This window comes from Levilactobacillus yonginensis (assembly GCF_003946265.1).
In the GTDB taxonomy this organism is placed as follows: Bacteria; Bacillota; Bacilli; order Lactobacillales; family Lactobacillaceae; genus Levilactobacillus; species Levilactobacillus yonginensis.
Genome location: NZ_RHNO01000002.1, coordinates 67819 through 93156, shown reverse-complemented (window position 1 = coordinate 93156; position 25338 = coordinate 67819). Strand labels below are relative to the sequence as shown.

General features: G+C 48.1%; 28 protein-coding genes. 11 read left to right on the top strand and 17 right to left on the bottom strand.

All coding sequences use genetic code 11. From position 1 onward, the window contains the following. Window positions 1–51 precede the first annotated feature (51 nt). The 9 genes from EKM87_RS01710 to hisS all read right to left on the bottom strand — a co-directional run bounded on the left by EKM87_RS01710 (window position 52) and on the right by hisS (window position 10903). Entirely contained in the window at window positions 52–738 is a 687-nt protein-coding gene (locus EKM87_RS01710; protein WP_125681192.1) for a class I SAM-dependent methyltransferase, read from the bottom strand. 63 nt (window positions 739–801) lie between these two features. Then, entirely contained in the window at window positions 802–1731 is a 930-nt protein-coding gene (locus EKM87_RS01705) for a deoxyribonuclease IV (protein WP_125681190.1), read from the bottom strand. Further along, window positions 1731–2951: a CDP-glycerol glycerophosphotransferase family protein gene (locus EKM87_RS01700; protein WP_125681188.1), complete on the bottom strand. Its 1221-nt coding sequence runs from the start codon at window positions 2949–2951 to the stop codon at window positions 1731–1733. Before EKM87_RS01700 ends, EKM87_RS01705 begins: the two co-directional genes overlap by 1 nt. A 19-nt stretch (window positions 2952–2970) precedes the next feature. Next, window positions 2971–3780, bottom strand: a complete 810-nt coding sequence (locus EKM87_RS01695) for an ABC transporter permease (protein ID WP_125681186.1) — start codon at window positions 3778–3780, stop codon at window positions 2971–2973. Between the two features lie 19 nt (window positions 3781–3799). Further along, window positions 3800–4957 carry a CDP-glycerol glycerophosphotransferase family protein gene (locus tag EKM87_RS01690; protein WP_125681184.1) on the bottom strand — a complete coding sequence of 386 codons (1158 nt, stop codon included), beginning with the start codon at window positions 4955–4957 and terminating at the stop codon, window positions 3800–3802. Between the two features lie 987 nt (window positions 4958–5944). After that, the gene (locus EKM87_RS01685; RefSeq protein WP_125681182.1) at window positions 5945–6820 is read right to left on the bottom strand and encodes a YitT family protein; all 876 of its coding nucleotides are present in this window, start codon (window positions 6818–6820) and stop codon (window positions 5945–5947) included. A 228-nt stretch (window positions 6821–7048) separates the two neighbouring features. Further along, a complete protein-coding gene (gene msrA / locus EKM87_RS01680; protein ID WP_125681180.1) occupies window positions 7049–7576 on the bottom strand; it encodes a peptide-methionine (S)-S-oxide reductase MsrA in 528 nt (175 codons plus the stop codon). A 210-nt stretch (window positions 7577–7786) separates the two neighbouring features. Further along, the gene (gene aspS, locus EKM87_RS01675; RefSeq protein ID WP_125681391.1) at window positions 7787–9574 is read right to left on the bottom strand and encodes an aspartate--tRNA ligase; all 1788 of its coding nucleotides are present in this window, start codon (window positions 9572–9574) and stop codon (window positions 7787–7789) included. Window positions 9575–9607: 33 nt separating this feature from the next. Continuing rightward, a complete protein-coding gene (hisS, locus tag EKM87_RS01670) occupies window positions 9608–10903 on the bottom strand; it encodes a histidine--tRNA ligase (RefSeq protein ID WP_125681178.1) in 1296 nt (431 codons plus the stop codon). Between the two features lie 357 nt (window positions 10904–11260). Between hisS and EKM87_RS01665 the strand changes: the two genes are divergently transcribed. Together EKM87_RS01665 and EKM87_RS01660 are read left to right on the top strand one after the other, a co-directional pair. After that, the gene (locus EKM87_RS01665) at window positions 11261–12112 is read left to right on the top strand and encodes an N-acetylmuramoyl-L-alanine amidase (RefSeq protein ID WP_125681176.1); all 852 of its coding nucleotides are present in this window, start codon (window positions 11261–11263) and stop codon (window positions 12110–12112) included. Between the two features lie 39 nt (window positions 12113–12151). Further along, window positions 12152–12994 (top strand): fructosamine kinase family protein, encoded by an 843-nt coding sequence (locus EKM87_RS01660; protein ID WP_125681174.1) that lies wholly within the window; start codon window positions 12152–12154, stop codon window positions 12992–12994. A gap of 443 nt (window positions 12995–13437) precedes the next feature. Here EKM87_RS01660 and EKM87_RS01655 read toward each other — a convergent pair whose 3' ends face one another. The 7 genes from EKM87_RS01655 to EKM87_RS01625 form a co-directional block, all read right to left on the bottom strand. Continuing rightward, window positions 13438–14079: an HAD-IA family hydrolase gene (locus EKM87_RS01655; RefSeq protein ID WP_125681172.1), complete on the bottom strand. Its 642-nt coding sequence runs from the start codon at window positions 14077–14079 to the stop codon at window positions 13438–13440. 381 nt (window positions 14080–14460) lie between these two features. Next, the gene (gene dtd / locus EKM87_RS01650; protein ID WP_125681170.1) at window positions 14461–14907 is read right to left on the bottom strand and encodes a D-aminoacyl-tRNA deacylase; all 447 of its coding nucleotides are present in this window, start codon (window positions 14905–14907) and stop codon (window positions 14461–14463) included. 14 nt (window positions 14908–14921) lie between these two features. Continuing rightward, complete coding sequence (locus EKM87_RS01645; protein ID WP_125681168.1) at window positions 14922–17159, bottom strand: RelA/SpoT family protein; 2238 nt, start codon at window positions 17157–17159, stop codon at window positions 14922–14924. A 29-nt stretch (window positions 17160–17188) separates the two neighbouring features. Then, window positions 17189–17524 (bottom strand): hypothetical protein, encoded by a 336-nt coding sequence (locus EKM87_RS01640; RefSeq protein WP_125681167.1) that lies wholly within the window; start codon window positions 17522–17524, stop codon window positions 17189–17191. Window positions 17525–17599: 75 nt separating this feature from the next. Next, a complete protein-coding gene (locus EKM87_RS01635) occupies window positions 17600–18346 on the bottom strand; it encodes a 16S rRNA (uracil(1498)-N(3))-methyltransferase (protein ID WP_125681165.1) in 747 nt (248 codons plus the stop codon). A 2-nt stretch (window positions 18347–18348) separates the two neighbouring features. Then, window positions 18349–19299 (bottom strand): 50S ribosomal protein L11 methyltransferase, encoded by a 951-nt coding sequence (prmA, locus tag EKM87_RS01630; RefSeq protein ID WP_125681163.1) that lies wholly within the window; start codon window positions 19297–19299, stop codon window positions 18349–18351. A gap of 107 nt (window positions 19300–19406) precedes the next feature. Beyond that, complete coding sequence (locus EKM87_RS01625; RefSeq protein WP_125681161.1) at window positions 19407–19724, bottom strand: hypothetical protein; 318 nt, start codon at window positions 19722–19724, stop codon at window positions 19407–19409. Between the two features lie 346 nt (window positions 19725–20070). Between EKM87_RS01625 and mscL the strand changes: the two genes are divergently transcribed. The 6 genes from mscL (at window position 20071) to EKM87_RS01595 (ending at window position 23349) form a co-directional block, all read left to right on the top strand. After that, window positions 20071–20457: a large-conductance mechanosensitive channel protein MscL gene (mscL, locus tag EKM87_RS01620; protein WP_125681159.1), complete on the top strand. Its 387-nt coding sequence runs from the start codon at window positions 20071–20073 to the stop codon at window positions 20455–20457. Between the two features lie 319 nt (window positions 20458–20776). Further along, on the top strand, window positions 20777–21382 hold the full coding sequence (locus EKM87_RS01615; protein WP_125681157.1) for a sunset domain-containing protein: 606 nt from the start codon (window positions 20777–20779) through the stop codon (window positions 21380–21382). Further along, window positions 21383–22222, top strand: coding sequence for a DNA/RNA non-specific endonuclease (locus EKM87_RS01610; RefSeq protein ID WP_125681155.1), 840 nt, complete (start codon window positions 21383–21385; stop codon window positions 22220–22222). It abuts the gene before it with no gap. Between the two features lie 57 nt (window positions 22223–22279). Further along, entirely contained in the window at window positions 22280–22531 is a 252-nt protein-coding gene (locus tag EKM87_RS01605) for a hypothetical protein (protein ID WP_125681153.1), read from the top strand. Between the two features lie 210 nt (window positions 22532–22741). Further along, window positions 22742–23098 carry a hypothetical protein gene (locus tag EKM87_RS01600; RefSeq protein ID WP_125681151.1) on the top strand — a complete coding sequence of 119 codons (357 nt, stop codon included), beginning with the start codon at window positions 22742–22744 and terminating at the stop codon, window positions 23096–23098. 71 nt (window positions 23099–23169) lie between these two features. Beyond that, entirely contained in the window at window positions 23170–23349 is a 180-nt protein-coding gene (locus EKM87_RS01595) for a hypothetical protein (protein ID WP_125681149.1), read from the top strand. Window positions 23350–23447: 98 nt separating this feature from the next. Here EKM87_RS01595 and EKM87_RS01590 read toward each other — a convergent pair whose 3' ends face one another. Continuing rightward, window positions 23448–23711, bottom strand: coding sequence for a hypothetical protein (locus EKM87_RS01590; protein WP_125681148.1), 264 nt, complete (start codon window positions 23709–23711; stop codon window positions 23448–23450). Between the two features lie 297 nt (window positions 23712–24008). On the opposite strand from EKM87_RS01590, the gene EKM87_RS01585 reads away from it, so the two are divergent. The 3 genes from EKM87_RS01585 to EKM87_RS01575 all read left to right on the top strand — a co-directional run bounded on the left by EKM87_RS01585 (window position 24009) and on the right by EKM87_RS01575 (window position 25335). Then, complete coding sequence (locus tag EKM87_RS01585) at window positions 24009–24443, top strand: hypothetical protein (RefSeq protein ID WP_164506405.1); 435 nt, start codon at window positions 24009–24011, stop codon at window positions 24441–24443. 56 nt (window positions 24444–24499) lie between these two features. Beyond that, window positions 24500–24832 (top strand): hypothetical protein, encoded by a 333-nt coding sequence (locus EKM87_RS01580; RefSeq protein ID WP_125681144.1) that lies wholly within the window; start codon window positions 24500–24502, stop codon window positions 24830–24832. Window positions 24833–24912: 80 nt separating this feature from the next. Further along, window positions 24913–25335, top strand: coding sequence for a hypothetical protein (locus EKM87_RS01575; RefSeq protein ID WP_125681142.1), 423 nt, complete (start codon window positions 24913–24915; stop codon window positions 25333–25335). The last annotated feature ends 3 nt before the right edge of the window (window positions 25336–25338 follow it).

The following is a 25338-nucleotide window of genomic DNA, read 5'->3' as shown; positions in this document are numbered from 1 at the left end:
TCCTTTTTTGCTATCACTACTCAATTAGAATCGATGCGTCCCAGCGCTAACTTACTTCTTAGCTACTAAGACTCGCGTACTCAGCAACGCGTACATACCATCGAGGCCAGCATGTCGGACACTAACTGCCCTCAAACCAAGTTGACCCAATTGATTCCGATATTCGTTGACGTGTTCAATATCCAAGATCACCAGGTGGCCGTCTGGCTTCAGAACTCGGTAGGCCTCAGCAATCGCTTGTTGGCGACTAGCCTTGGGTTTCACGTTATGAATCGAGAGACTCGCCACAACTTCATCAAAATAATTATCCTCGAAAGGCAGACGAGTCATATCTCCGGTCACCAACTCACTGACGTCGCTAACACCAGCTTGATCAATATTCTGCTGCGTCTCCGCCATTGCGTTGCCTGATTGGTCGCCCCGTTTCCAAATGTCTAAACCAATCACGCTTCCCGGAACACTTAACCGTTGAGCAATCTCCAATAGAAAAGCCCCATGACCTGTCCCCAGATCCAGTACCCGCTCATGGCCACCAAGCTGCATTTCTGCAACTACTCGCTTGATAAGCCTATATTTTCCCCACAACGACGTATACAAATACATACCCGCAAACAAGAACAGAGCCAGTGGAAAAAGGTAGTTAGTCCACTCCCCAGAAGTAACTGCCACCACCGTCCCCACGATACCAACTAGTAAAAACACGATTGGCACTAATGGCGCATCGACACCTTTTTTCATCTTAAATTTCTCTCCCTACTTTTCCTACTCCTACGAAAAAAATGAATCGTTTATCCTACATTACTAACGCGTTAAAAATGCATCGACCGGCTTCTCAGCTAAAACATCCGCTTCTAAATCCGGATTAAACCGCTGAGCCTTTAGCATGGCAACCTCATAACCATGAGGATTGACCCCATGCTTGCGGTCTGGTCCAATCACAGGCGTCTCCATGATCTTCGGTACTGACGTCAATTGGGGATGATGGGCCACGCCATTCAACACGTCAAACCCCAGTGTTCCCAAGCCAATATTGGTGTGCCGGTCCTTGTGACTCCCCTGAGGGTTCTTGGAATCGTTCAGGTGAATCACCTTCAACTTGTCCAACCCAATGACCTGGTCAAACTCCCGCAAAACCCCGTCAAAATCACCAGCAATGTCGTAACCGGCGTCACTAGTATGACAGGTGTCAAAGCAGACTGACAGCCGGTCATTGGCCGCAGCGGCGTCCATAATGGCCGCTAACTCCTCAAAGGTGCGACCAACTTCGGTTCCCTTGCCAGCCATAGTTTCCAACGCAATCTGGACTGGTTCCTTGGCTGAACCAAGAATTTCGTCAAGTCCCTTCGCAATTTGCGCAATGGCTACGTCGGCGCCGGCACCTACGTGGGCCCCTGGATGCAGGACAATCTGAGTGGCGCCAATGGCCGCTGCCCGTTTGACCTCGGCCGTTAAAAATTCTACAGCAAAGCCATAATTTTGCGGCTTGGTCGTATTGCCTAAGTTGACCACGTATGGCGCGTGAACGACGACCGCCCGCTGCTGATGATCCGCCATGAACGCCTTACCCGCTTCAATATTCAATTCTTCAATGGGTTTACGCCGTGTGTTCTGAGGTGCCCCGGTATAAACCATGAAGACATTTTCACCGAAACTAGCCGCCTCTTGGGCTGAACCCAACAACATGTCCTTACCCTTCATACTAACGTGTGATCCAATTAAAAATTCAGCCATTACTCTGCATCCCTTCCGTGAAGAATAATCTGTGCTACCTGCCGACTTGCTGTTCCGTCCTCCCACTCACAGAACTTGTGATAGAAAGCGGCTTGACGGTCCGCAAAACCCGTAAACTCACCGGCCGTTGCCCAATCATCTAGTCGTTGATAAAAGGCCGTCGCCGTGGTCACCAACGGTCCCGGAATTTCTTTTTCATAATCAAAGTAAAACCCGCGGAGCTGATCACGATAGTGTGCCAAGTCATAGGCAAAGAACAGCTCCGGCCGTTTTAAATTAGCGAAGTCAAACATGACCGACGAGTAGTCCGTAATCAGCAGATCTGAAATCAAATACAATTGCGCAATGTCCGTGTCCGCCAGTACCGTGACACAATCCTCAAAACCACGAATATCAATGGCATCCTTTACCAGGTAATGGGGTCGAATAACCAGGTGCGTCCCCGCGGGAACGTGTTGGAAGAATTCACCCAGATCAAATGGCAAGTCAAACTGATAGACGCCCGGCCGAACCGCCATGTCATCACGCCAGGTTGGGGCATAAGTGACCACTGGTCCAGTAACCGGCCCGAGGAGCGCCGCTTTTATCGCCATAATTTGCTGGTCACTGGTTGTGTATAGCACATCGTTACGGGGATAGCCGATTGCTAAAGCGTGGTTGCGAAACCCAAAAGCCGATTTGAAAATATCTTGTGAGTATTGGTTAGGGGCAATGAGGTAATCCCACCGTTGCGCGGCCGTCACAAATTCTTGATGATAGGCTGCCGTGGTAGTTCCGGGAATTGCGACGTGTTCGATGTCGGCCCCTAATTTTTTCAAGGGCGTTCCGTGCCAGGTCTGAATCGTCGTAGTCCGCCGATTTTTGTGCCACCAGTTAGGCAGCCGTGAATTTAAGACCCAAAACTCTGCCCGAGCCATCAGCGCAACCCAACCTGGTGTAAAGCGCTTGACCAACTTAATTTCAGGATACTTAGCGTGTAAGCTCGCATATTCACTGGGTTTCACACTGAAATAGGCTGTCTGCGCGTACGCGGGATCTTCTCGCACCAGCTCTCGATAAATTGCGGCTGGATTGTCATTGACGTCCTTGCCATTAAAACTTTCAAAGATGACTTGTTGCCGTTTGATTGGTAAACAAATAAGCCCATCGTTCAACACGATGAGCCCACAGCGAGCAACAAGCTTCAATGACCGAATGATACCTTGTAAACCTTTAGCCATTTGAGGTTGCTCCTTTCAATTAAATTAAGTCGACGAACCGTGATCGGAACTTGTAATGCAAGTGTGACCCAATCAACAGCACGAAGAAAACGAAGGACCAAAATTCCAGCGTCAACATTGGATGTTGCCAGAACCAGCCGGTCCCAATAAAGGATTCCCGGAACCCATTAACAATGTAATAGTACGGGTTTAATTCTAGTAAATGCACGAATGGTGCCGGGAAGGACGTAGTCACAAAGTTAAACAGCACACCGGACACGTAGAATAACATCCGCATCACGGATTGTAACAGGATGTGGTAGTCACGAACCAGGACACTGATACAAGAGTTCAACACACCTAACGCCACTAACAAGCAAATCATGGCGAAGAAGTAGTAGATCCACTGTAACCAAGAAACTTGTGGATAGACACCATTCAGCAAACCGATAAAGATGGAGAAAACCATCATCGTCCAGAAAGAACTGAGGTTGCTGACCACTTTAATCGTCGGCAACGCTGAGACTGGAAACTTCATCTTGGCAACCATGTTGACCCGTTGGTAGATACTCTTAGACGCATCCAACGTTGCCCGGTTCATGAAGAACCAGGGGGTAATCCCAATCACCATCCAAGGCAGGTATCCCACCCCGTTCAATGGTTGACCATGTTTCAACCCAACACCGAAGACTAACCAGTAAATCCCGATTTGAATCAGGGGGTATAAGTATTCCCAAGCTAAACCTAAATAATGGCTTTGGTAACTTGCTTGATCCTCGTAACGAGAAATCCGAAAAATAATCCCGATACTTGAAATCTGTTCTTTAAATAAGGTCATGACCTCTTTCAAGGCACTGCACTCCTTTAGTTTAATCGGATAATAGTGCCACATAACGGTCAATCACACGTTGCGTGGCCGCGCCGTCATTGGCACTATTCCAATGAAGATTAAATTCAGTTAAATCTGTCGGTTGGTCCGCACGAATCGCCGTGGCTAGTTGCTCACAGGTCCGCAACTCGGGACCCGGTAACCAGTCTTGCAAATCCGCCTGCACCCCCGGATTACGCGTATATTCTTCCAAATCGTACAGGAAAAATAACAGGCTGTGGGCGTTTGGCAATAAGCTGTAGTCAAACGCGACGGACGAATAATCCGTGACGAGCGTGTCCGCCACAGTCAATAGATCCGTTGTACTCAGATGCTGAGCCACCACCACCTGGTCTCCCAGTTCCCGCTGTAAGGCGGTCGCCTTAGCGCGCAAAGCTGGGTGCAATTTGACGACCACCCGTGAGTCCGGATCAGCGGCCAAAGCCGCACCCAACCCCGTTGGTGGCGTAAATGTGACACCCTCGCGGTACGTTGGCGCGTACAAAATTACGCGGTGGCCGGCTAACTCCGGTGCCAACCGGGTTACCCGTGCCCTGGTGCGAGTGATCCAACCGACGTCTTGTAGACGGTCAGACCGCGGATACCCAAGCTCTTGCATGCGTTCAGGAGCCACCCGGTAACTCCGGGCAAACACCTCACCCATGGCGGCAGAACCCACCACGAACTCATCAAACTGATCATAAACCGCTTGGAACCGTCGTTGATCACTCTTTGACCGTTCGGCGGTCGTGGGGTCGTCCCACCCAAACCGCTTGATGGCACCAGCGGCATGCCAGACCTGCACGATACGCATGCCTTTGGGGTGCCTCAAGCCCCCCAAGAAGGCGTAGTAATTATCGCAAAACAGGACTCGCGCTCGCATAATCTGGGGAATGCCCTTCATGACAAATTGCAGGTTATCCCGCAACGGTCGCGTGACGATGCCCACCGCTGCCAAGTTGGTTGCCGAGGCCTCGTGTTCCGGCCGATAATAGACTACCAACCGTTGTCCGGCGGGAAGTGCCGCCGCGAGTGCCTTAATGAACGGCAGATTGTCCGTAAAACTCATTAAGTAGACCACATCGGTTTGCCGACGGCCCGCACTCAGAAACGACATTAGCCGGATCAACCATAAATAAATCTCTTTCACGTTAATCACCAATATCACTTATTTTCGCTGCCCATAACATCGAGAATTATACCACATCTACCCTGTGAACCTAGGGATTTTTAAGAACCTTTAAGTATTCGACCCCAAATTTCTTTGGAAATCTTGCCAGCTACCAACTGTAGCCAGCGCCAACCTCTTCTAAATTGGTCCTACTCCGGCGGTCAGGAATTCCGCCTGCTGTGGGGACGCTTCAGCCCAAGAGCGGGCTTCTCGCTCGATTTGAAGCCACGAAAAATCCGAGCCGCCAAAGTCACCTGTGCTGTAATCTGGAAAAACCACCCGCTCAACTGCCTTTAAACGATTCCAACGTTCTATTACTTTCAAAAGGTTGAAAGTACTGAAACATCCACTATACCTGATGCAACAAGGATTAGGTATTGGGATTTAGTCAGACATAGTGGGGAATTGCCCGCCTTACCGTTCGCCAAATTTGGACTGAAACACGGTGGGAAGGACGGGACAAGCCAAAGGACGGTCTTGCCCCTCGCTTGAAGCCGAAAAGCACGTCTTCAAGTCGCCATTTTCAAGAAATACACTTGAAAATCCCACGGCTTAGTCCAAATTTAGCTCACTCTCGGCTACCTAGTGGCGCGCTAAAAGTACTGAGTAAGTGACGTCATTCAAACACCTAAGCTAGCTTAGTTTCCAAGAACCCGTTTAACCGGAGGCGGTCAGAGGTGTAGCCAGCTGTGTCGACGGTGTTAGCCGATTTTCGGCTTACAGCGTGGGACGAGTTTGAAGACTAGTGGTTTTCCAGGCTTCAAACCGAGCCGGAGGACCGCTTCTCAGGCCGCAGGCGTTCCCCACAGCAGGCGGAATCTCTGACCGCCGCAGGTGGCTGGGTGAGACTAATTTTAAGTCTATAGTGCTTCACTAGTCTTGGTTTGACAACGGTTTCCAAACTTTCAACCTTTAGTTACTTTCAAAAAAAATCGACCAGCCTCCGCGTGGAAGACCAGTCGATCGGTGAAAAAATCACCATTTAGGTTCGTAGAAATGTCCTAAGATCTTCACCGTGTCCGAAATGCTGACAAACGCCTTTGGATCAGCCTCAGTCATGGCTGACTCCAGTTCATCCATCTCGTAACGGGTAATGACCGTAAATAGAATCGTTTTTTCATCATGATGGTAGGCCCCTTCGGCCCCATGGACAATGGTAATGCCTCGTCGAAGGTGGTTTTGAATGCTATCGATCACCGTTTTCGGCCGATCGGTAATAACCATGACCTGCATCCGCTGTTGCCGCGTAAAGGTCATGTCGATTACCTTGGCGTTGACGAACAGTCCCAATGCAGAATACAGTGCATAAGGCCAGCCGTAAACGAACCCGGCACTCAATACGATCAGACTGTTGAACGCAATGTTAATGGTCCCCATGCTCCGACCAGTCTTGCGCCGTAAGACGATGCCAATAATATCCAAACCACCGGTAGAAATTCCATTTTTCAAGGCAAAACCGGTCCCAAAGCCGTTGACGGCGCCCCCAAAGATCGCACAAATAATCGGATCGCTGGTCAAATGAATGGGTTGAATCACCCGAATCATGACCGACGCAAAGAGCACACAGATAAACGTAAAGACCGTGAAGGACTTACCAATTTGTTTCCATGCCAGGAAAAACATGGGGATGTTAATCAGGAACAGCCCTAACCCGGTATTGATATGAAAGGCACCCAGCCCGGCAGTTAACGTGTTAACCAATTGTGCCAGCCCAGTAACCCCGGAAGAATAGATATGACCCGGTGTCCAAAAAAAGTTCACCGCAATGGAGACCAACACCCCATAGAAGAAGGCAACCGAAAACTTTGCCATATATGTGTGTCGTTTTAACAACTGCTGAACATCATCCATGATTTAAAAACAGACCTCACTTATTTTTTGATGTCACGTATCGCTTAGACCAATTTCAGCCATCACACACACGAAACATTTTCCTTAGTAGACGCTTTGCTCGGCCTAGTATAGCATTTTATTAGGCTGACGGCCACGCCAACCCGCGGGCTCTTAGCGACTTTTAATCTTTAGACCAAATGATTACCCAAGATCGAAAACCCCCGCAATTAATCCCATTCCCGATTGCTAGTCCCGTGACCAATTAGCAGCAACAAACGCTGCCCGACCGCCAGCCTCTTCTTGTTCGAAGCGTTCCGGCTGCTTCCGGTAAAACTGTTGATGACGTTCCTCAGCCACAAAGAACGGTTGAACCACTTGAATCTTAGTCACGATGGGCTTGCTAAACTGTTCCCGTGCCTGTAGGGCCGCCCGGGAGTCTTGAGCCACAGCCAACTGGGCCGCACTGTTCACGAAGATCACTGGCCGGTAATTCGAGCCCCTGTCTTGGAACTGACCACCATCGTCGGTTGGGTCCGTTTGCTGCCAATATAAATCAACTAACTGCCGATAGCTAACGACTGCGGGGTCAAACCAAATCTTAACCGCCTCAGTGTGCCCCGTGTGTTGCGCCTTAACCTGTTCATAGGTCGGATTTGTCACCGTACCACCACTATATCCGGACAAAACTTTTTTAATGCCTGGGAACGTATCAAATGGCCGGACCATGCACCAAAAACAACCGCCAGCAAACGTCGCTGTTTCAATCTCACTCATCATAATCACTCCATTTTCTAATGATTCTATTAAACGGCTTTTTTCAAGCGCCGTCAAGACCCGAATGACGCTGTCTCTGGTGACGAATCCCATAAAAAAAGATTCATAACACCCTTAATTTCACAGAATTAAGGTCTGTTACGAATCTTCTTTTACTAACGTCGAAGCGCGCTAAGACGATTCAACCATGGTTATTTTTAAAGAGCTAGCTTATTCCTTCGTTTTCTCAGGGTCAGCAACTCTTAAGTAAAGTTCACCTAATTGTTCTTCGCTAACTTCACTTGGTGCCTTAGTCATTGGTTCCGTTGCCTTAGAGTTCTTAGGGAACGCGATAACGTCACGAATGTTTTCACGCTTTGCTAAGAGCCGGACGAAACGGTCCAACCCAATGGCGATACCACCATGAGGTGGGAAACCGTAATCCAAGGCATTTAGTAAGAACCCAAATTGCTTGTCAGCACGTTCTGGCGTAAAGCCTAAGGCTCTCAACATCTTCATTTGCAGTTCGTGTGAGTGGATCCGGATTGAACCCCCACCTAATTCCAAACCGTTTAAGATAATGTCATAGCTTTGTGCGTAGGCTTGAGTTGGGTCTTCGCCTTCGTCCAAGAAGTGTTCGTCACCAATTGCAGGTGCCGTGAATGGGTGATGGGCTGGAACCCAACGCTTAGCGTCGACATCGTATTCAAACAATGGCCAGTTAACAACCCATAAGAAGGCCCATTTGCTTTCGTCGATCATGTCTTGTTCCTTGGCAATTGCCTTACGCAAGTAACCGAGGGAAGCAGCAACGACCCGCTTGGAGTCAGCAACGAAGAGTAACAAGTCACCGCTCTTGGCGCCAGTCTTTTCATTGATTTGCTTAGACCAGTCGCCTTCGTTAAAGAACTTAGCGATTGGGCCGCTGTAACCGTCATCCGTAACCTTCATCCAAGCTAAGCCCTTAGCACCGAAACGTTCGATGTATTGTTCATGCTTGTCGATTTCCTTACGGCTGTACTTGTCAGCACCACCAGGTACGGCGATTGCCTTAACTTGACCACCGTTAGTAGCAGCATCAGCAAAGACCTTGAATTCTGACTTGCCCATGATGTCGGTCAAGTCTTTCAGTTCCATACCAAACCGAACATCGGGTTGGTCGGTACCGAAGCGAGCCATGGAGTCGTCCCAGTCGAGACGTTCGAATGGTAACTTCACGTCAACGCCCAGAGCATCCTTCATAACCTTCTTGATCAAGCCTTCGGTCATGTCTTGGATTTCTGCAGAAGTTAAGAATGACGTTTCAACGTCAATTTGGGTAAATTCTGGTTGACGGTCACCACGCAAGTCTTCGTCACGGAAGCAACGTGCGATTTGGTAGTAACGGTCAAAACCGGAACCCATCAATAGTTGCTTAAATAATTGTGGTGATTGAGGTAATGCATAGAAGTGACCAGGGTAAATCCGTGAAGGAACTAAGTAGTCCCGAGCACCTTCAGGCGTTGACTTGGTCAGGTTAGGCGTTTCGATATCAATGAAGCCATTGTTATCGAAGTAACTATGTACGGAATGAAGAATCCGGCTACGTAGTCTGATAGCCTTTTGCATTTCTGGACGACGTAAGTCTAAGTAACGGTACTTCAACCGTACTTCGTCGGAAACGTTGATACCATCTTGGATGTAGAATGGTGGCGTCTTGGCCTTGTTCAACAGGTTGATGCCTGTAACCCGAACTTCAACTTTCCCGGTCTTCATGTCAGGATTGATTTCCTTGGCAGAACGGGCAACGACAGTCCCTTGGATTTCAATGACGTACTCACTCCGTAGTTGATCAGCTACAGCCAAAGCATCCTTGCCATATTCATCACTGAATACTAATTGGACAATTCCTTCACGGTCACGTAAATCAATAAAGATCAAGTTCCCGAGGTCACGACGCTTTTGTACCCAACCCTTCAATACAACTGTTTGGTCGAGATATTTTTCATCAACCAATCCAGCATAAGTGGTTCGTTTCAAGTTCTGTTCCATTGTAATCCCCTCTTACCTTTTTTATTTTGTCGCAAAATGGGTATTTACGACATCCTGAAAACTTGTATAAATGTCGGCTAATGGTACGCTAACCTCTTCACCCGTGGCCATTGATTTCAAGTTAGCCGTTTGGTTAGCTAATTCTTGATTCCCAATGGTCAGTGTATAGGCTGCCGACAAGCGGTTAGCAGTTTTGAACTGTGCTTTAGGCTTACGAGCCAGGTAGTCACGGTCGGCAGACAATCCTGCACGACGAATCGCTTGAACTAACTTGAGTGTTTCAAGCGACGTTTCGTCACCAATTCCAACCACGTAAACGTCTAACGAATTCACATCAGGAATGGCAACCTTTTCTGCTTGCATCAGCAGAACTAATCGTTCCACTCCTAATCCAAACCCAACACCAGGCATCTCAGGTCCACCCAATTCCTCAACCAGTCCGTTGTACCGGCCGCCCGCTAAGACGGTCGTGTAGCCCTCACCCAATGCAGGTGAGTCTGCCATGATTTCGAAGATGGTGTGATTGTAGTAATCCAATCCCCGAACCATCGTGGCATCAACATCGTAGTCGATTCCCAAAGTGTCCAAGCTAGCCTTGACCCGGTCAAAGTGAGCCGTTGCTTCTGGCGTTAAGAAGTCGAGGATTGAAGGGGCATCAGCCACGATCTCTTGATCGTGCTGATCCTTACTATCAAGTACCCGCAATGGGTTCTTGTGTAACCGGACCTTCGAGTCTTCACTTAATTCGTCAAAATGCGGTTCGAGAAAGTCAATCAAGGCTTGCCGGTAAGCATCACGGGACGCTTTGTCGCCGAGCGTGTTCAGGGCTAAACGTAAATGTGTCAACCCTAACTTCGACAACAAGTTCATGCCTAAGGCAATCACTTCAACGTCTAATTCCGGAGCATCGCTACCAAAAGCTTCGACCCCGATTTGATGGAATTGACGTTGTCGTCCTGATTGCGGACGCTCATACCGAAACATTGGTCCCATGTAGTAGACCTTGTAGGGTTTCGTGGTTTCAGGCCCGTACAATTTGTTTTCAACAAATGCCCGAACCACGCCGGCAGTTCCTTCTGGCCGTAAAGATAAATGCCGATCGCCTTTATCTTTAAAGTCGTACATTTCCTTGGTCACGATGTCTGAAGTATCTCCAGACGTCCGTGAGAAGACTTCGAAGTTTTCGAACATTGGTGTTCGAATCTCAGCGAAGCGGTAGTTAGCAAACAACTGGCGCGCAGTAGCTTCGACGAACTGCCAAGTTTCTGAATCTCCTGGTAAAATGTCCGCCGTGCCCTTTGGTCGTTGGTAACGCATGAGCATTCTCCCTTTCTGCGCCTGTAGAAAATAAAAAGCGCCCCTGTCTTTTGACAAGGGCGCAAAGTATGCACGGTACCACCTTTTATATTCTCTGCAGGATAACGTTGCAAACGAATGACGACTAGCGTCATTAGCCTCAAAAGTGTCTTCGGAGTCACACCGTTAACCGTTCCCATCAACACGGTCTCTCTACAAACGTGATTTCTCCTACTGGTCTCTCTCACTGGCAAATATTTAATTCTCGTTAAGCATAATTAAAATCTCCTGAAAAGTCAACCCCTTTTCTCACAGAATCTTCAGGTGCTGAAAGTAATCGTGGTATAATGAAACCTAATTTGAATAAGGAGACACAGTATGCACTTTAAACCTAAAAACTGGACGGGACTGATTACCAGTCTCGCCATTCTCTTAGTGGCCGGCGGTTTGTTGCTGGCCTTCACCCACCATAATTCAGTCACCGCGACCCTCACCAATCTTAACCTTCGGGACGGTCCGGGACTGACCTATAAGGTCACTCACAAGGTCAAAAAAAATACCCGCTTAACAATTTTAGGCGAAAAAGATAATTGGTATCACGTGCGGGATAGTCAGAATCATTTCGGCTGGGTTGCCAGCTGGCTGGTTGATCATCCCGGAAGTCTTAAACGGGTCACCAACTTGTCTGAAGCAACCATCGTCCTCGACCCTGGTCACGGTGGTAGCGACTCAGGAGCCCTCGCTATTGGTCAGAAGCATGAAGAGAAGACCTATACGCTCCAACTAGCCAACCGCGTGGCCAAGAAGCTCCGGGCCCGGGGAACGCATGTCATCATGACGCGCTCAACCGACAAGACAGTTAGCCTGGCTGATCGGCCGGCATTGGCCAACACCGACGATGCTAGTGCTTTTATCAGTTTTCACTTTGACTCCGCCCCTTCAGACAATCTCGGGTCTGGCACCACCACCTACTATTACCATCGGAACTCATCCTATGAGTTAGCGACTGACGTCAACAACGAGATGAACGACTTACCTCTCACCAATCGGGGCGTGAAGTACGGTAATTTTGAAGTTATTCGGGACAACAGTCGGCCCGCTCTCCTGTTAGAGATGGGTTATATCAACACCAAAAAAGATTTCAGCAATATCAGCAGTGCCCAGTACCAAGAACAAGTGGCTAACCGTGTTGTTGCGGGCCTCAGCAAGTATTTCTCAGCGGCCGGTTAACTAAATTAGCACTAAATTATTCAGAAAGAAGGAATTTTCGTGACGCTTGCACAGAATTGGCTTGAGCAATTACCGTTGCCCCAACCATTGACGGCCACCCCTGTCAGTGGCGGTGACATCAACGAGGCCTTTCAGCTTGATTCACCGGAGGGCCCTTACTTTTTATTGGTTCAACCCCAAACCCCAGCTTCATTTTACGCCCACGAAATTGCGGGATTACAGGCGTTAAGCCAAGCCGCCAACGTTCCCGACGTCATTGCCACTGGCGTCATTAACGGCGATGCCTATTTAATTTTAGAATTTCTAGCAACTGGTCACGGGAGTCAGTACGCCCTGGGACAAATGGTTGCTCGCGTTCACCACGTAACTGCTAAGCAGTTTGGCTTTGATCAGGATAATTTGGTAGCCAAGTTACCCAAAAGTAATCATTGGCAAACGGACTGGGCGACATTTTATCTCAACCAACGCCTCGACCCACTGGTTGACCGGGCGACCCAACATCAGCTCTGGAATCCACAACGACAGACGGCCTACGACCGCGTTCGCCAAAATATCATTGCTGAGAACCAGGACCGAGAGATTGTGCCTTCGCTCTTGCACGGCGATTTATGGTCCGGTAACTACCTGTTCACGGCCGATGGAACACCGACCTTAATTGATCCCGATGTTCTTTACGGGGACCGTGAATTTGACCTCGCGATGACCACGATTTTTGGTGGCTTCTCAGCGGACTTTTACCGTGGTTACCAAGAACTCTATCCGTTGGCTGAAGGTTACGCCGAACGATTACCACACTACCAACTGTATTATCTCTTGGCTCACCTAAACCTGTTCGGTGAAACTTATGGCGGGGCCGTCAACGAAATCTTAGCTCGCGGTTAACTATTCTGCTCCTGACCTGCACAGTGTGTCCTTTCGCCTTGCCGACCGCCAGCTATGGGCCGGTACGGTGCGGTGCGAACACAACTTGAAGCCTCGAAAGACCACCCGAGTCTCCAAGCTTGGTCTTCTGCTAAGCCAGCAGGAAACCCGCCTACTAACTAAGCAGAACGACGCGCCTGAGCCCATATCTGGCGACCTCTCGGCTTACACAGTAAGCAACCAATTCAACTAATCCGTGGTAGCAATTAGTCCAGTAAATGGATGCGTATAATAACTTAAATATTGAACGTGCTAAAACACAATCGCAGATGGCTATATTCCCTGATTTTTGAAACCCAACCAATTCACGCTAACTTACCAGTACCAAAACTTGTTGATACGCTTTGCAAGCTATCAAAAAAAGCCTCACAAACCGCTTTGAATAGCTGTTCGTGAGGCTTTTTCTATGCCAATAACCAAGCTTGCAGTTCGGCCAGTTCCGCTGTCCGAAGCTCCGGTAGGCTATCTGCCACGATTAAATGGTCTAGATCAAATAACGCACCGGCCATGCCAGCCCGATGGCCCGCCGTAACATCTAAAGTGCGGTCACCTACCATCAATGCCGCCTGTGGGTCGACATCAAATTGCCGACACAACGCTTGCAGGCTGGTTGGATCTGGCTTACGCGGATAATTATCAGAAGCCGTCACAAAGCCCGTAAAGTACTGTTTTAGGTTTAATTCATCCAATCGATCTAAAGCCTGAGCATCCCGGTGAGTCAGCAAAAAGTTACGCCCACCAGCAGCGGTAATGCTAGCTAGAATAGCTTCAGCCCCTTTGAAAGGTTGCGCAGACGAAAGCATTGGCGCTACTTTACGCTGATAAATTTTAGTCAACCGGTCCTGATCCAACTGGTACTCCGCAGAGAAGCGTTGCAGAGTTGTCCCCAAACTATGTTGCCGCATAGTTCGATAGACATCATCGTCGTCAATTTCAAAATCATTGACCCGACAAGCAACCAATGCCTGATGAAAGGCGGCCACCATCCCCGGATATGTATCGACCAACGTGCCATCAAAGTCCCAAAATATTTGTTGATACCGCAAACTAAGTCCCTCCTCGGATTAAGAATTTTTTTGAATAACACTGACGTTGTTGACGTGTTATGCACGACATAAATACAAAATCAATTCTGTTGCCCGCTACGCTTCTCGCAGGTGACGACATTCTAAGCCAGTGGCAGCCCGAGATGGTGCCAGCCGTGAAAATGACGTTAGCTAGCGTTGTTTGCTAGCTTAGGTCATGGGCGGCTTTGAAGACACATGTTCTCCGTGGCTTCAAACCGAGCGAGAAGCCCGCCCTTTGGCTGAAGCGTCCCCACAGCAGGCACCGTTTCGGGCTGTTACTGGCGAGTTGTAGCCTACAAAAAGGGGTGAGACCAACGTCTCGCCCCTTTGGGTTTATCCGCTAAAATGACAACTAACAACCTAAGGCTGATCCGTGTCGAACCAAATCGTGACGGGGCCATCGTTGATCAGAGACACTTGCATGTCCGCACCAAAGACTCCCGTCTCAACGGTCAAACCAGTTGCCGCCAATTTTTGATTAAATTCTTCATACATCTGATTGGCGTGCTTAGGGTCGCCGGCCGCGACAAAGCTTGGACGGTTTCCCTTCTTGGTATTTGCATACAATGTGAACTGGGAAACGGAGAGCACACTGCCCCCCACGTCTGAAATACCCAGATTCATCTTCCCTGCATCATCTTCAAAGACTCGCAGTTTACTAATCTTATGCACCAAGTAATCTACTTGTTCACTCGTGTCACTGTCTTCGGCTCCCACTAGCAATAAGAAGCCTTGCTGAATGGCACCGTGAACGTCACCGTCAATGGCAACCTGTGCCTCACTGACCCGTTGTAATAGAATTCGCATCGTCAACCGCCCTTCTAGTGGAACGCCCGCTTGACCACGTAAACGTCCGCAATGTTCTTGATATTATCCAAAATCCGTTGCAGTTCCAGGGTGCTCCGCGTACCCAAACTCACAGAAATCGTGGCCATCTTATTGTGGTCAACTTTTCCATTGATGGAGGTGAGGTACTTCGTATTGTTGTTAATTGTCCGTAAGACATCGTTCAACAACCCGTTACGGTTATAGCCCTGCACTTCAATATCGGCATTGTAATTGGTCTTATCGCCGGCCATATTGCCCCAGCGAACCGCCACGATACGTTCGCCATTATCCTCAGCATTCTTCACGTTCGGGCAATCCGTCCGGTGAACGGACACTCCCCGGCCTTTGGTAATGTACCCGACAATATCGTCCCCAGGGACCGGTGAACAACAGTGACTCAGCCGAATGAGCAAGTTATCGACACCCTCAATGACCACGCCATCGGAGTCCTTATCCTTGTCCTTACGAACTTTTTTATCCGTATCAGCATCATTTTTGAGCGTCTGGTGTTCTTCCAGTAATTCCTTTTCTTCCTGACGCCGCCGCTTGACCTCTTCGGCTTGGCGAATGCCATCAGTCAACCGGTTAGCGACCCCACGTGGCTGAATGTCACCAAAGCCCACCGCGGCCAGCAGATCATCCCCGTGTTGATAATGAAGCTTCGCTGTGACCTTGTCCATGTTTTCTTTGGTCATTAACTGCTTCGGGTCATAACCCAGCTCACGAATCGTGCGCTCAATGGTTTCTTGACCAGCCACAATGTTCTGCTCCCGATCAGTTTGCCGGAAGAATTGCTTGATTTTATTGCGCGCGCGCCGCGTGGAAACCAATTTCATCCAGTCACGACTTGGTCCCGCTGAGCTAGAGGATGTCCGAATATCCACGATGTCCCCGTTCTTAATTTCGTAGTTCAACGGCACGATTTTTCCGTTGATAGTCGCCCCCGTGGTATGGTGGCCGACCTCGGTGTGAATCGCGTAAGCCATATCAAGTGGTCCAGCACCCTTAGGCAGTTCCAAGACATCGCCCTTTGGCGTGAACGCGTATACGTGGTCACCAAAGAGTTCACCTTTAACACTATCCATGAAGTCGGACGCGTCATCGGTATCTTCCTGCAGTTCAATAATGTGCTTGAACAGGTTCAACTTGTCACCAGAATTAGTCTCTTGAACCTTGTCCTTGACACCTTCCTTGTAGGCCCAGTGTGCAGCAACCCCGTATTCAGCGACCGCGTGCATTTCCTTGGTCCGAATCTGAACTTCAAGTGGCTTACCTTCTGGACCAATAACGGTGGTATGCAAGGATTGGTACATGTTGGCCTTAGGCATCGCAATGTAATCCTTGAACCGGCCAGGCATTGGCTTCCACTGTGAGTGAATCGCCCCCAACACAGCGTAACAGTCCTTAATGGTATCGACGATTACCCGGATAGCCAGGAGATCATAGATTTGGCTGAATTGTTTGTGTTGATCCTTCATTTTCCGGTAAACAGAGTAAATATGCTTAGGCCGACCATAAATATCAGGCGTGATCTTCAAGTCACTAATCGACTCCTGAATAACCTTGATGGCCGCCGCAATGTATTCTTCCCGTTGATCACGACGAGAATTCATCAGGTGGACAATGCGGTAGTATTGCTGTGGATTTAGGTACCGCAGCGAAATATCTTCCAGTTCCCACTTGATGGTACTAATCCCCAACCGATCAGCCAGTGGTGCGTAAATTTCCAAAGTTTCATTGGCAATTCGCCGTTGCTTGTCGGGACGCAAATGCTCCAGGGTCCGCATGTTGTGCAGTCGGTCAGCCAGCTTCACGATCATCACCCGAATGTCCTTGGACATTGCGAGCAAAAGTTTCCGGTGGTTTTCAGCCAATTGTTCCCTGTTCGACTTATACTTGATCTTACCAAGCTTCGTGACGCCATCAACGATCAAAGCCACGTCGTCGCCAAAAAGTTCTCGAACATCACTCAGAGTAGCCCCGGTGTCCTCTACAATATCGTGGAGAAAACCGGCGGAAACTGTTTCTGGGTCCATGTTCAAGTCTGCCAGAATACCCGCAACCTGAATCGGATGCATAATATAAGGCTCGCCAGATTGGCGGTGTTGATCTTTGTGGGCAATCGTCGCAAAATGACAGGCTTGCACCACCATTTCAACGTGTTCAGCATTCATATATTCATTGACTCTGGCAATTACTTCATCAGCCGTCCAGACGCGTTCTTTGGTCATTGGACGCCACCACCCTTAGTTTTTTTAAATTATGATTCCTTTTCAATCTTGTTTTGCGTCAATCCATACGCGAGATAGGACAGACAAAGATAAACAATTGCAAAATACCGTGTGTACTTTGGTAGAAACCAAACGGCTCCCAACAAATAGATCACGGGCCAAATCAATAGCCACCAGCCCGGTTGTGTGCGCCGATAGATATCGCGCCCCAGCACGATTGCTAAACAGCCATTGATGATGACCAGCAGGCCCCCAAACCGCCAGACGGGACTCAAACCGATTCCCATCGCTAATGCTGGTAACCCCAATCCCATAATTAAGGCAACGACCCAATACCGCCACCCAATGCGTTCTAAAAACGCCATCCAACTCACCCATCTCTCTTAATAATTGCAACTATTTTAGCATGTTTCAGGGGAGATTTCACCTTGTTGTCTTGGTTACTGTAGTTCCATAACCACTGAAACCGCTGATAGCAAATATAACGGTGCTGTCTCTGTTCGTAATATCCGCGGACCTAACCCCGCTAATATTGCTTGATTTTCCTGTGCCAGTTGAACTTCGGCAGGACTGATTCCGCCCTCGGGGCCAAAGATGGCTAGGAGACTTTGTTGTGGTTTTAACGCCTGTAACTGCTGATTCAACGCGCTTTGTTCACCCTGTTTAGCCGATTCTTCATAGGCTAATAACCGCACATCCGCCGGTGCTGCTTCGAACACCACCCGCAAGTTAGGCGCGTAGCTCACCATTGGTCGTCGTAACCGGTGTGATTGTTCAGCCGCACCGTGCGCGATTTTGGTTAAGCGAGCTAACTTTTTGGCCACTTTGTTGGGCTGCCACTTAGCCACTGACCAGTCACCGCCGAAGAAAATAATGCGATCAACACCTAATTCAGTGGCCTTCTGCGTGATCCACTCGGCCTTCTCCTGCTTAGGTAAGCCACAGGCAATCGTGACCGTCACGGGCAACTCCACTGCTGGTGTCGCCACAGCCGTCAATTTGACCGTCGCTTCATCCCCAGTCAGCGTCTGCAACTCACCATGGAACAAATGAGCCGTCTGGTCGACAAACTCCGCTACGGCCCCCGTCTGTGCCCGCAAAACGGTCACCCAGTGATGGGCAATATCCGTTGGTAATGTTAAGACATCCTGATCTTGGTGGGCATCTTCAAGAAAATACCGTTGCATGCCTATTCATCCTCCGTCGGTTTGTGGGCAATGACGCCACGCCAATCCTTCATTTGTAACACGTTATCAATAATAAAGCCTTGCTTGACCTGTGCAGCCACCACTTCATCTAGTTTGTCCGCAATGATACCAGACGTCAGAAAGTAGCCCCCCTCATTGAGGTTTTCCCAGGCTTGTGGTACCAATGGCAGGATGATTTCTGCCAAAATGTTGGCGACCACCAGATCAACTGGCTGATGAATGCCCTTTAAAAGGTCGTTGGGTTTGGCAACAATGTCCTTAGCCACGGGATTCAAGTCCAAATTAGTCTTGGCTGAACGAACGGCCACGTCATCTAAATCAAATGCCGTAATCTTGTCGACACCCATGTATTTGGCGGCAATACTCAGGACGCCAGAACCGGTCCCAACGTCGTACATGGATTCGCCCCCGCGGACGACCATTTCCAACGCTGTCATGGATAACCGCGTCGTTGGATGGGTCCCCGTTCCAAACGCCATGCCAGGGTCCAAGCGAATCACGTGTTCACCGTCTTGAACTGGTTGATAATTTTCCCAGCTAGGACTAACCGTCAGGTAGCGGGTCACCCGAACTGGATGGTAGTATTTTTGCCAGGCTGTGGCCCAGCTTTCATCGTCAACGGCCTGACTCGTAACTTTTCCGGGTGTTGCATCCAGCCCAAACTTAGCAAGTTCCTGAACACGTTGCCGAATCGTTGGCAAAATTTCTGGAACGAACACCGTTTCTGGATAGTACGCCGTAATCTCAGCACCAGTCGTTCTGTGGGGAATCGTCGTTAAGTCGACAATTTCGCCATATTTGCCTGGCTTGAGGTTGGCAAAGTCTAGAGCGTCGTCAATTTTAACGCCACTGGCACCGGCTTCCTGTAAGATATTGCTGACCGCTTCAACGGCCTCGTTAGTCGTCAAAACGCTGACTTCAGTCCACTGCATGGATAGATTTCCTCCTATAGTTTTAAAAAATATTAAAAAAAGAGCTAGTAACAACCAAACATTGTCACCAGCTCACCGCTAAACATTAAATAATTGATGGAACAGCCTTAGACTTTCTCGGCATCGTTGGGATGTTTGGCATTGCGTTGTTCACGCTTCGCCAAGTTGACTTCTAAATAGTCTAACATATCCGCTTCATTTTGAAACACCCGTGGATGCTTTTGCTTATGCAGTCGCAAATCAATCTCGTTGATTCGCTGACGCCCGGTCCAGGTGTGACCATAACGAATGATTACCCGGTTATTGAGCGAATCTTGACCGAATTTAAAGACGTAGACGCTCTCTGGCGCCATCAGTGGCCGAATATACGACTTTTCGTAACGATAGTTATGTTGCCGTAAAAACTCCTTGGTTCGACTCAGCATGGTAATCACCTCCTAAATGACAATCTACTCGGTTCTCAAAACATTTTAAGGCCTCTTCGGTTGCCCAAACCCATTAAAATGTATCAATAATTGATAATAGTTGATTTCGGCGAGGATTGCAAGCAAAAAGTCCACGCTGCCAGGACTTTTATGTGAACTCTGAAACCAACTTTCAGCTATCCGTTATCGTTTGTGAAACCACTTACATTATAACATAGCTGCTACGCAATTTCCGCCCAATTCGCTGGATAACTTGAAAAACTAGCCCCAGCATTTCTGTTGCAATTTCACCCGGAATCGTTAAGAATGGAAGTTAAAGAAAATTTCATATGGGAGGACATTTATTTTGTTAAAGGAATTCAAAGAGTTCATTGCCCGTGGTAACGTCATGGATCTAGCCGTTGGGGTTATTGTTGGGGCTGCCTTCACGGCCATCGTCAAGTCCTTAGTCAATAACCTAATTAACCCCCTCATTGGGCTATTCGTTGGTAGCATCGACTTCTCCAATCTCGTCTTCACCGTTGGCGACGCCCATTTCAAGTACGGTGCGTTTATCAATTCCATCATTAACTTTCTGATTATTGCCTTCGTCGTCTTCATCCTGGTCAAGGGTTTAAACAAGGTCGCCCCTACCAAAGCAGATGAAGAACCGGTCGAACCGGAACCAACCAATGAAGAGAAATACTTAAAAGAAATCGTCACACTGCTCAAACGTGACGACCTGCAAAAATAATGAATCGTTTCCCGTTTCAGCAATAGATAGATAAAGCAAGGTTGAGAACTTTTTCTCAACCTTTTTTCAACTTTGACATTCTGATGGCCAAATCCAAACGGTAAAAAGATTCAAATGAACCGTTAGTGGCACCCCTTTTATTAGTAGTGAAGACCGGTACGTAAAAATGCCTGGTTTTTTTGTTCAGTCCCCAAATCTTTAAGAAATTATTCTTTTTTTCGTTGAATTCTACGGGCAAACCCCATAAACTTAGAGAAGCCCCTTCGCTACTTTTGACTAACTCACACTAAACCGGGAATTGTCGGGGCGTACATATTAAATGGGAGTGATTGTTATCTTTACCATATTCTGGCTGCTTCTATGGGGCGCCGAAACCTATTGGGCCTTCAAGGGGCCACGTAAACGTAAAATTCTGGGGAGTGTCTTTGCTTGTCTACTAGTCTTTGGGGCACTGGGGAGTTTGGCTACGGCTAACCCGGCACCCAAGACGAAGACCATTGCCATCGGCACGCACCGCTTAGCCAAGGCCAAAGCAGAATCGCGCAAGCTGGCAGCCTCCTCTAGTAAACAGGCCACCGCTATTTTAGCTCTGGATGAAGCTGATAGTTCTTCTAAAGAAGCAGCATCCTCCGCCTCAACTGCCAAAGCTGACAAGGCCAGCAGTGCTGCCCAGGCTAGTCGCCGAGCAGCATCCAAGGCTGCGGCAAGTAGTAGCACTGCCACCAGTCATGCCACACAGACTAGTCGGGCCAAACCCAAGGGTGACTTGGAAACTGACAAGGCTGGGACCATTGTCGGTAACAAAAATTCGAAAATCTACCATACTCCTGATCAAGCTGGTTACCACATGAACAGTGCCAATGCCGTCTACTTCAAGTCGGAAGCGGCGGCTCAGGCTGCCGGTTATAGAAAGGCGCTACGATAAATGAAGAAAAAACAGTTTTTATGGATTGCCGTTAGTCTCTTACTGCTCGGGTTGGGTGGCTGTTCAAATTCTAGTGATACTGCCAAAACCAAGACCGTTTATAACCACACACCCGAAAAGCAAGCGGTCAAACTGGAAAGGGCCAACTCAGCGGAAAAGAAGCGCTTAGACGCTGCCCAAGTGAAGCTGGATCACCGGCGGGCCACTAATAAAACCACCAAAAAGCCATCAAAGACACCCACTAAAAAGAAAACAGCAACTAAGCAGAAATTGGCTGACCGCACTTACCAGGGGGAACAAGAAGTTACAATCAATCAAAATAATCCTGGTTTCAGTAAAAAGCAACTAGCCACCAAGTCAGGCGCCTGGCAAACGTACCACCAATTGGATGACCTCAACCGGGTTACCGGAGCCGAAGCCCTCTTAAACCAATCGCTCATGCCCACTGCCAAGCGAGAACCCCTGACAGTCGATCCGACTGGTTGGCACAATAAACGTACGAGTCATGGCTGGCTCTACAATCGAAGCCATTTAATTGGGTATCAGTTTACGGGTCAAAATAATAATCTGAAAAACCTGATGACTGGGACCCGGTCACTCAACAATCCAGCCATGTTGCACAACGAGATGGACGTTGCCACCTACCTCAAGCAGAGCCGTCACAACTACGTCCGTTACGCCGTGACCCCGATCTTCAAGGGACAGGAACTGGTTGCCCGAGGGGTTCAAATGCGGGCCCAGTCCATTGGCTCCAATGCCATCCATTTCAATGTCTACATTTTCAACGTTGAGTCTGGCTACAAAATTGACTACAGCACCGGTTATAGTCAAGCTAGCTAATCGATTTGTCCAAGTCCTGATGACGTAAAAAGCTGATTTATTCCTAGGAGGAGACTTATGAAAACAGTACGCAAGGCCGCCATGTTACTGGCCATCACTTTTACATTGGGTGGCGCCGCCCAACCGCTGGCCGCACCAACCTCAACTGCAGAAGCCAAAACGCAGAAAATCTGGATTGCCCCGAATCACGGAAAGAAGTACCACTACGACAAGCACTGTCGCGGTCTGAATCATGCAAAGAAATTAAAACGCGTCTCGCTTAAATGGGCCAAGCAACATCATTACAAATTGTGTGGTTGGGAAAAATAACAACATTAACTTAAAAACGAGGTTGGGCGGAAATTCCTAACCTCGTTTTAAGTTGCCGTAACTTTGCCACCCGTTTTTCTGTAAAGAATCCGCTTACTATTAGCGATGAAAATGATATACTATTAATTGATACGATTTCTTAATCGATAACGTTCAAGATTTATCCACGCTTTAAGATGTTATTCTAACGAAACAAAGAGGTCGACGAAGATGAAAGAAAAGGAATTTGAAAAAACAGATTGGCAACGGGCCCAGCTGGCCGTTTTCAATGAGTACGACCGATTTGTTAAGCACCTTCACGATGAGGGTGTTGAATACACGATCAGCCAAGCCCGACGCATCGTCATTTACCAAGACCTGGTCGAAGAATGGCGGCACAACGTTCCCACGTTGATGGCCGACCTTGAGGATAACGCGCAGGCGTTAAGTGTTTTCGAAGACTTGGCCGTGGATGGGCAGAGTACGTTACTCTCCCGTTGCGCCAAAAAGATGGAGGCCTGGCCGGACTACATCCCCTCACCGCTCACCATTTGGCTGGAATTAGCCGAAGACGCCGAGCGAGAATAATCACTACGTCACCCTAACCCGCGCGAGCATCCAACTAACCACAACAACGAACGACTTAGGAGGAATTAGTCATGAGCTACTATCAATACATTATTAATGGTATTTTTCTACTTGCCGTTGGCATCTTTCTGATGAGCCAAGCACACAAAGCTAAGACCGAAACGACCCACAAGTGGGTCATCATTATCGGTATCTGCTTTGCCATCGTTGGCATGGGCGTCGGTGGCGTCGGCATTATGGGTATCAGTTAAACTAAACGTAGGAAGGGTCTGGGACAAAAGTCTCAGACCCTTTTTGTGTTCCAAAACGTATATAGTCGAAACGTGCGACAAAAGGCAGTCAACTCCGCTTAACCCGCAGCTTTGACCGCACCAGTTGGTACCCAGGCAATTAAGTCCCAGGCCACCAACTCACGAAAGCTCATTGCCAGATCTGCTGAGGTCACGCCTAATTGCTGCTGAAGTTCTCCCATTGTTACCGGTTGCTCCGGTTCCACTGCCACACGAAGCAGCTCTTCTACCAATGAAATCTCAGTGGGCTTTAGATAATCCAGGACCTCATTCAATCGTCGGACAAAGGCCCCAACCCCGTTTTTAAACATAAACTCCGCCATGATTATTCCCCCAAAAAGAAATTTTGTGCGTCTTTTCACAGTTCGATACTGGTAGCTTAGCACGTTTACTGGTCAGACCCTTCCACGAACAGTCCGTATGAAAAAATGTTTTATAAACTAAGCAGTTACGAGTAATGAGCATCTAATAACCTAACAGTTAGACCCATTTGGTTAAAAGGTGCATTTACTATCGTACTTTCGAATAGTAAACTGAATACATAATCGCTGACCACGAGATAGAAAGTGAATTTCTCCGGTTAAAGACGACAATTATTTTCAGGATAGGAGCTGTTCACTTTGAACAAATTTATGACGATCACAGCCACGCTACTGGCCAGTTTAACGTTAGGCGCCACCTTGCCGACCGTTAATGCCAGTGCAAAGACGTACAAGACAACACCGAAGAGCTTACGAGGGTATTATATTGGCAAGGGCGACCTCGTTCAATTCTCTGCCCACCAAGTTATTTTGGGAGCACCTCAAGCAGGCCAACTTCCACAAAAAATTAAGAGTATCCACCGTACTGGCAAGACTTACCGTATTCATGCTATCAGTGAAATGGACAAGGAAGCCATTACTATTAAATTTCAAAAGCGCTCACACCATCACCTTCACTTCTACAATCACAAGAAAGTATTCCTGTTTAGCAGTAACGTCACTAAGGTCAGCCACCACACTTACCGGAGCTACAACGGTAACCCCTTCCATGGCCTGCCTAAGGGTGTCAAGTAAGTTTCCGCGAAAACATCCCCACTTTCACTTTATTGCTTAGAGTTATGGAGGAACCTATGAAAAGAACTAAATCGTGGTTACTGGTTGGCCTGACGTTGCTTTTAACCTCAACAGCTGCTACTTCAGCATCTGCTAGTTTACCAGGCTATTACTCTTCTTATTGGTACAAGACTCGTACAATGCATGTCAAAAAAGCTGTCACTGCCTACCAAATAAATCCTGTGACCTGGAAGACTCATGCCAAGAAACACCTCAAAAAAGGCACTAAAATTCGTGTCGCCAATACGGCAAATTTGAGCTGGACCCTTAAGTCCTCTAAATTGAGAACGGTGCATGGTTATCAATGGGTTGTTAAGAAACATTACAACACCAGTTGGCTACGAAAATAGTACATACACATTGACTGCTGCTAGTGAACTTAAGTAATAAGTCACTCAATTTTTTATTAACAAGTTAGGAGTTCTACAAATTGAAAAAAGTTATGATCATCACGATTGCCATATTAACTGGCTTAATCTTAAGTGTTTCGCTGCCAGCAACTAACGCCAATGCGAAAACACGCAAGAGCACGCCCGTCAGCATGCGTGGCTACTACATCGGTAAGGGTGATGTCGTAAAAATAACCAAGCATCACTTATATTTGGGTGCCCCCCAGGCTGGTATCAACGGCGGAACTATTAAAAATATTCAGCAATCTGGCAAAATCTATCGGTTCCACACCCGAATCGTTGCTTACCATCAAAACGTCACTGTCAAAATTAAGCGATTGGCTCATCACCATTTACACTTCTACAACCATGAGTTACGGTCCAGTAATGTTACTAAGGTTAGCAAGCACGTTTATAACAACTATTTCAACCATCCATTACAAGGCTTACCAAAAGGAATTTAACTT